Origin of the sequence: Nostoc sp. XA010 (assembly GCF_020829625.1) — a bacterium.
Taxonomy (GTDB): Bacteria; Cyanobacteriota; Cyanobacteriia; order Cyanobacteriales; family Nostocaceae; genus Nostoc.
Genome location: NZ_JAIVFX010000110.1, coordinates 1 through 4410 on the forward strand (window position 1 = coordinate 1; position 4410 = coordinate 4410).

Annotated in this window: 7 protein-coding genes and 1 pseudogene; 3 read left to right on the forward strand and 5 right to left on the reverse strand. The window is 43.6% G+C overall.

Going from position 1 to position 4410, the window contains the following annotated elements:
• Nucleotides 1-200: 200 nt before the first annotated feature.
• Nucleotides 201-353, reverse strand: a complete 153-nt coding sequence (locus tag LC608_RS36245; protein WP_229558118.1) for a ribbon-helix-helix protein, CopG family — start codon at nt 351-353, stop codon at nt 201-203.
• Between the two features lie 797 nt (nt 354-1150).
• Here LC608_RS36245 and LC608_RS36250 point away from each other — a divergent pair.
• Nucleotides 1151-2512, forward strand: a complete 1362-nt coding sequence (locus LC608_RS36250) for a TrpB-like pyridoxal phosphate-dependent enzyme (RefSeq protein WP_229558119.1) — start codon at nt 1151-1153, stop codon at nt 2510-2512.
• Between the two features lie 88 nt (nt 2513-2600).
• On the opposite strand, the gene LC608_RS36255 is transcribed toward LC608_RS36250, so the two are convergent.
• A complete protein-coding gene (locus LC608_RS36255; RefSeq protein WP_229558120.1) occupies nt 2601-2864 on the reverse strand; it encodes a hypothetical protein in 264 nt (87 codons plus the stop codon).
• Between LC608_RS36255 and LC608_RS36260 the strand changes: the two genes are divergently transcribed.
• Nucleotides 2858-3184 (forward strand): hypothetical protein, encoded by a 327-nt coding sequence (locus tag LC608_RS36260; protein WP_229558121.1) that lies wholly within the window; start codon nt 2858-2860, stop codon nt 3182-3184. The two genes, LC608_RS36255 and LC608_RS36260, sit on opposite strands and share 7 nt — an antisense overlap.
• Nucleotides 3185-3356: 172 nt before the next feature.
• Here the strand turns inward: LC608_RS36260 and LC608_RS36265 are convergent, their stop codons facing one another.
• The 3 genes and pseudogenes from LC608_RS36265 to LC608_RS37965 form a co-directional block, all read right to left on the reverse strand.
• Nucleotides 3357-3554, reverse strand: a complete 198-nt coding sequence (locus tag LC608_RS36265) for a hypothetical protein (RefSeq protein ID WP_229558122.1) — start codon at nt 3552-3554, stop codon at nt 3357-3359.
• A gap of 66 nt (nt 3555-3620) precedes the next feature.
• Nucleotides 3621-3800 (reverse strand): hypothetical protein, encoded by a 180-nt coding sequence (locus LC608_RS36270; RefSeq protein WP_229558123.1) that lies wholly within the window; start codon nt 3798-3800, stop codon nt 3621-3623.
• Nucleotides 3801-3804: 4 nt separating this feature from the next.
• Nucleotides 3805-3905, reverse strand: a pseudogene (locus LC608_RS37965) (HU family DNA-binding protein); the annotation flags it as partial.
• 116 nt (nt 3906-4021) lie between these two features.
• Between LC608_RS37965 and LC608_RS36275 the strand changes: the two are divergent.
• Nucleotides 4022-4410, forward strand: a 389-nt coding sequence (locus tag LC608_RS36275; RefSeq protein WP_229558124.1) for a thiol-disulfide oxidoreductase DCC family protein, incomplete at its 3' end; no start/stop codon positions are given.

Below are 4410 nucleotides of genomic sequence, written 5' to 3' on the forward strand. Positions count from 1 at the left end.
TGCAAGGACATATCCTGATTTACTTAAGGCATTAGATGCGGCATTCGCAGAAGTGACGATAGAGAATTTACTGGGTTGGTTTACTCACTGCTGCTACTGTACTTCAGAAGACTGATAACCGCTATAGTTAACCCACAAATTAGTTCTATATCTTAAAGTAGAAAATATTATCCAGTCTACTTTTCTTTAATTCTAGGTTTTTACTCTTTATCTTCAATAGTCAGAGAACGAATTAATTCCCGGATCACATCGGTTGCTGGTCTACCAGTCATTGAACAGTATTTTTCCAGCTTCTCTGCTTCACTGGAGGTAAGATTGATTGTAAGCCGTTTAGCAGCCCATTTTTTATTCATAATAGATATTAGAAAAGTTTGATTTAGCAACTAATTCTCTAATATCAATCACTTAATATGTTCTTTAACATGGGGCTACTACTGGCTTTTAATTTAAGAGATGATGAAGCAAACTAATATGTTTTTGGAAATAATAGGGAGGACGTAAAGTCTATTTTAGACAATGAAGTTCTAGCTCATTAAAACCAATAATTATTAAGACATTATCAAGAAAGGATAAAATACTCTCACACAAAATAGGTACTCTGGTCAAGTAAGTTTTTATCGTTTCTTAAAAAAGTATCGGCACTACTTTGATATACATTAGCAACCATCAGTAACCAAAGCCACAGCATGAGGTTAAAGATATAAGGCGATTGAGGAAGCGATGCCTACGGCGGGCTGCGCCTACGCAATTAAACTAGACAACTAGATTTTGGCTTAATTACTCTGGCTTTGCAGAAGCAGCAATTCTCCTACTGCTTCCATCACAACAATCTGTTCTCTCCCCTGTCTTTTTCTCAACAGCAGCGCTACCCCCAACTAGCTTAGAGATCAGCAGCCAGCCTTCTGCCTTCTGCTAGCGCTTTTCGGTGCATTCGCTGTGTCTTAGAAAAAGCCGACACCAGAAGGCACACCAGAAAAAATGCTTAACCCAAGTGTATTAGGGTATGATGCGCTTGGGATTGCCTTGTAGTTACTTGCAACCAAATGATTTGATTTTACTGTTACTGGGGCAAAGCTTTATAACAGTGAGAGTTAACCTTTTTCTTAGAGAATCGTAAAAGCACAATAGAACTCTTGCATCACTTTATTATATGGACACGATTAAATACGTTCTGACTGAAGACCAGATGCCAAAAGCTTGGTACAACATCCAGGCTGACTTGCCACAAGCCTTACCACCAGTTTTAAATCCTGTTACTGGTAAGCCAATTACACCAGATGAATTATTACCTTTGTTTCCATTGGCACTGATTGAGCAAGAAGTTAGCCAACAAAGATGGATTGAAATACCAGATGCAGTCCGCTCTATTTATTGCCAGTGGCGACCAACTCCTCTTTATCGTGCCCGTCGTCTAGAACAAGCTTTAGATACGCCTGCCAAAATTTACTACAAATATGAGGGTGTTAGTCCCTCTGGAAGCCACAAACCCAATACTGCGGTCGCCCAAGCATACTACAATAAACAAGCTGGAGTCAAAAAGCTAACTACTGAAACAGGAGCCGGACAGTGGGGATCATCTCTAGCTTTTGCCGGTGCGCTATTCGATTTAGAAGTTTTAGTTTATATGGTAAAGGTTAGCTACCAGCAAAAGCCTTACCGCCGAGCTTTAATGGAAACATACGGTGCAAGGGTCGTTGCTAGCCCAAGTACTCAAACCCAAGCCGGACGTAAAATTCTTGCACAAAATCCCAATAGTAATGGCAGTTTGGGGATTGCTATTAGTGAAGCTGTAGAAGTAGCTGCTGCTGATGAACAAACTAAGTATACTTTAGGTAGTGTTCTCAATCATGTACTGCTACATCAAACCGTGATTGGTCAAGAAGCATTGACTCAATTAGAAATGGCAGGAGATTATCCTGATATTGTTATTGGCTGCACTGGTGGCGGTAGCAACTTTGCTGGAATTGCCTTCCCATTTATCGGTGCTAAACTGCGAGGAGAACAAGATATACAAGTAATAGCTGTCGAACCTGCTGCTTGTCCCTCATTGACTCGTGGAAAATATGCTTACGATTTTGGTGATACTGCCCACTTAACCCCACTTACCAAAATGCATACTTTAGGTAGTAGTTTTGTTCCTGAAGGAATTCATGCTGGAGGCTTGCGCTATCACGGTATGGCTCCCCTTGTTAGCCATATTGTGAATTTGGGGTTAGTTGAATCGCGTGCTGAATCCCAACTCGCTTGCTTTGCTGCTGGATTAACTTTTGCCCGTGCAGAAGGGATTTTACCAGCACCAGAAGCTAATCATGCTGTCAAAGCAACAATTGACGAGGCTCTGCTCTGCAAAGAAGAAGATGTTACTAAAACTATCCTGTTTAATCTTTGCGGTCATGGACATTTTGATATGCAAGCTTATATCGATTATCAAGCTGGACGGCTTGTTAATACTGAATATAGTGCAGAAGAAGTGGCAATGGCCCTGGCAGGATTACCTGTAGTTGATTCATGACCCAACAATTCCCTATTCGCAGTGACGCTCGAAACAACCATACAGTTGAACTAACAAGCGATCGCTTGGAACAGACAGTAAACTGATACTATGCTGAAACTTCCAGAGTGCGTAGGCGTAGCCCGCCGTAGGCATCGCTGTTTCCTGTATGCCCATAACCGAATGGCACTAAGTTAAGCTGAAAAGTATGCAGCGTAAGGATTGCAGAGGAGCAGGGGGGCAGGGGGGCAGGGGCGCAGAGGGGAATTTCTATTTCTTCTGTTCGTATGCCTAAAATTTCTTCTTTCTCCCCTGCTCCTGCGCTCCTCTGCACCCCTGCTGCCTCAACGATTTTCCCTTTTCTTAGTGCCATTCGCCCATAACCCTTACCTCGTCTGTGCTGTCCATCTTGATGGGGTAGACGGCGACAGCTGCTTGGACTTTCGAGAAGACCCTAACATTGAACTGTATGAGTTATGGCAACCAGAAGGCGCAACTTATTATAACGGCGAATTGATTTTACAGCCCCGGCAACACTGGACACGGGAACAGCAGCTAGAACTGATTGACTGGCATCCGATGTTTACAGGTAGATGCCCCCGGTGTAGTGCTGAATTTGACCGGGACTGGTCGGCACGGGTGCATTGGGACTGTCAAAATCCAGAGTGCGGATGGATGGATGATACTGTTTAGAGCGTTCGCCCTTGACGTTGGTGTAGCCATCGCTCTAATTACTTCCTTGCGCTTAATGCCTGCTGACTTAATGCATCACAATATTTTGGGGTAATGGGTCTATGACAGCATCAGTAGGCAGCGATTGGATAAAAGCTGTTACCTCTTGCTGGGTTTTGTATTTCCCCTCACTCTAAGCTGAAGCCATCTGTTTAGCGACTCTACCAGCATCATCTCGCTGATTATGGGCAGTGACACACTGTATATCATGACCAGTAAATGATATCCAAGTTTGCCAACGTTTCGTAATTGGGTGCTGCACGATACCTGTAGTCAGTTCATTCTTTTCAAGCACTGATTTTTTCTTTGGGTCACCGAATCCTTTAAACATGACTTTCTTCAGTAAACGCTATCTTTTCAGAATGCCCAAAATAAATGCAGCGATCGCGCTTTTTTTTTACATCTGCAATTCAACACTTACATTTTCCCCATTGCCCACATATCTGAAGAACAGCGATGGCTGCGCCAATGCCTGCCTTCTTGATGCCCGAACGCGAATAGCGTCTCCTCTCTTGAGCAGGGCTGTAGGGCGAACATTACAGCTTTGCAGTGATTGAATTGCTAGTGGTAAAGGCATTCATCTATGGCGCTACTTTTTCTTTAAACTGTAACAAGCAGAAAATGCAGGCACTCTAGTGGCTGGAATTGTCATTACCTCTTGGGTTTTGGAATTACTACCCTTCACGCTAGTAGCGATGCCTACGGCGGCAAGCTACGCGTCGCTCGAATGTGCTAAACCCTATAATTCCAGAGGCGTTACGCTTGATGTAAGGAAATAAACTTAGTTAAGCTCCCAAAATGTCCTCACCACAAATCCAATCTTACGGTTGTAACAACTCTCTAGACCAGCCTTTATCCACTCTGCCGTCGTGGAAAATCAAACTGCTGTATGACGGCCAATGTCCCTTGTGTCTGCGTGAGGTTAACTTTTTGAAAAAGCGGGACGCGGGTCGAGGGCTGGCGGCGTTTGTAGATATTGCAGCTGATGACTACAATCCCCAAGCAGATGGCGGTGTTGACTATGAAACTGCAATGGGGCGTATTCATGCTGTGTTGCCAGACGGAACGCTAGTTAAAAATGTTGAAGTTTTCCATCGCATTTACGAAATTCTGGGGATGGGTTGGGTCTATGCTGCAACTTCCTTACCAGTTATCGGTGCTATTGCCGACTTCCTATATGGAATTTG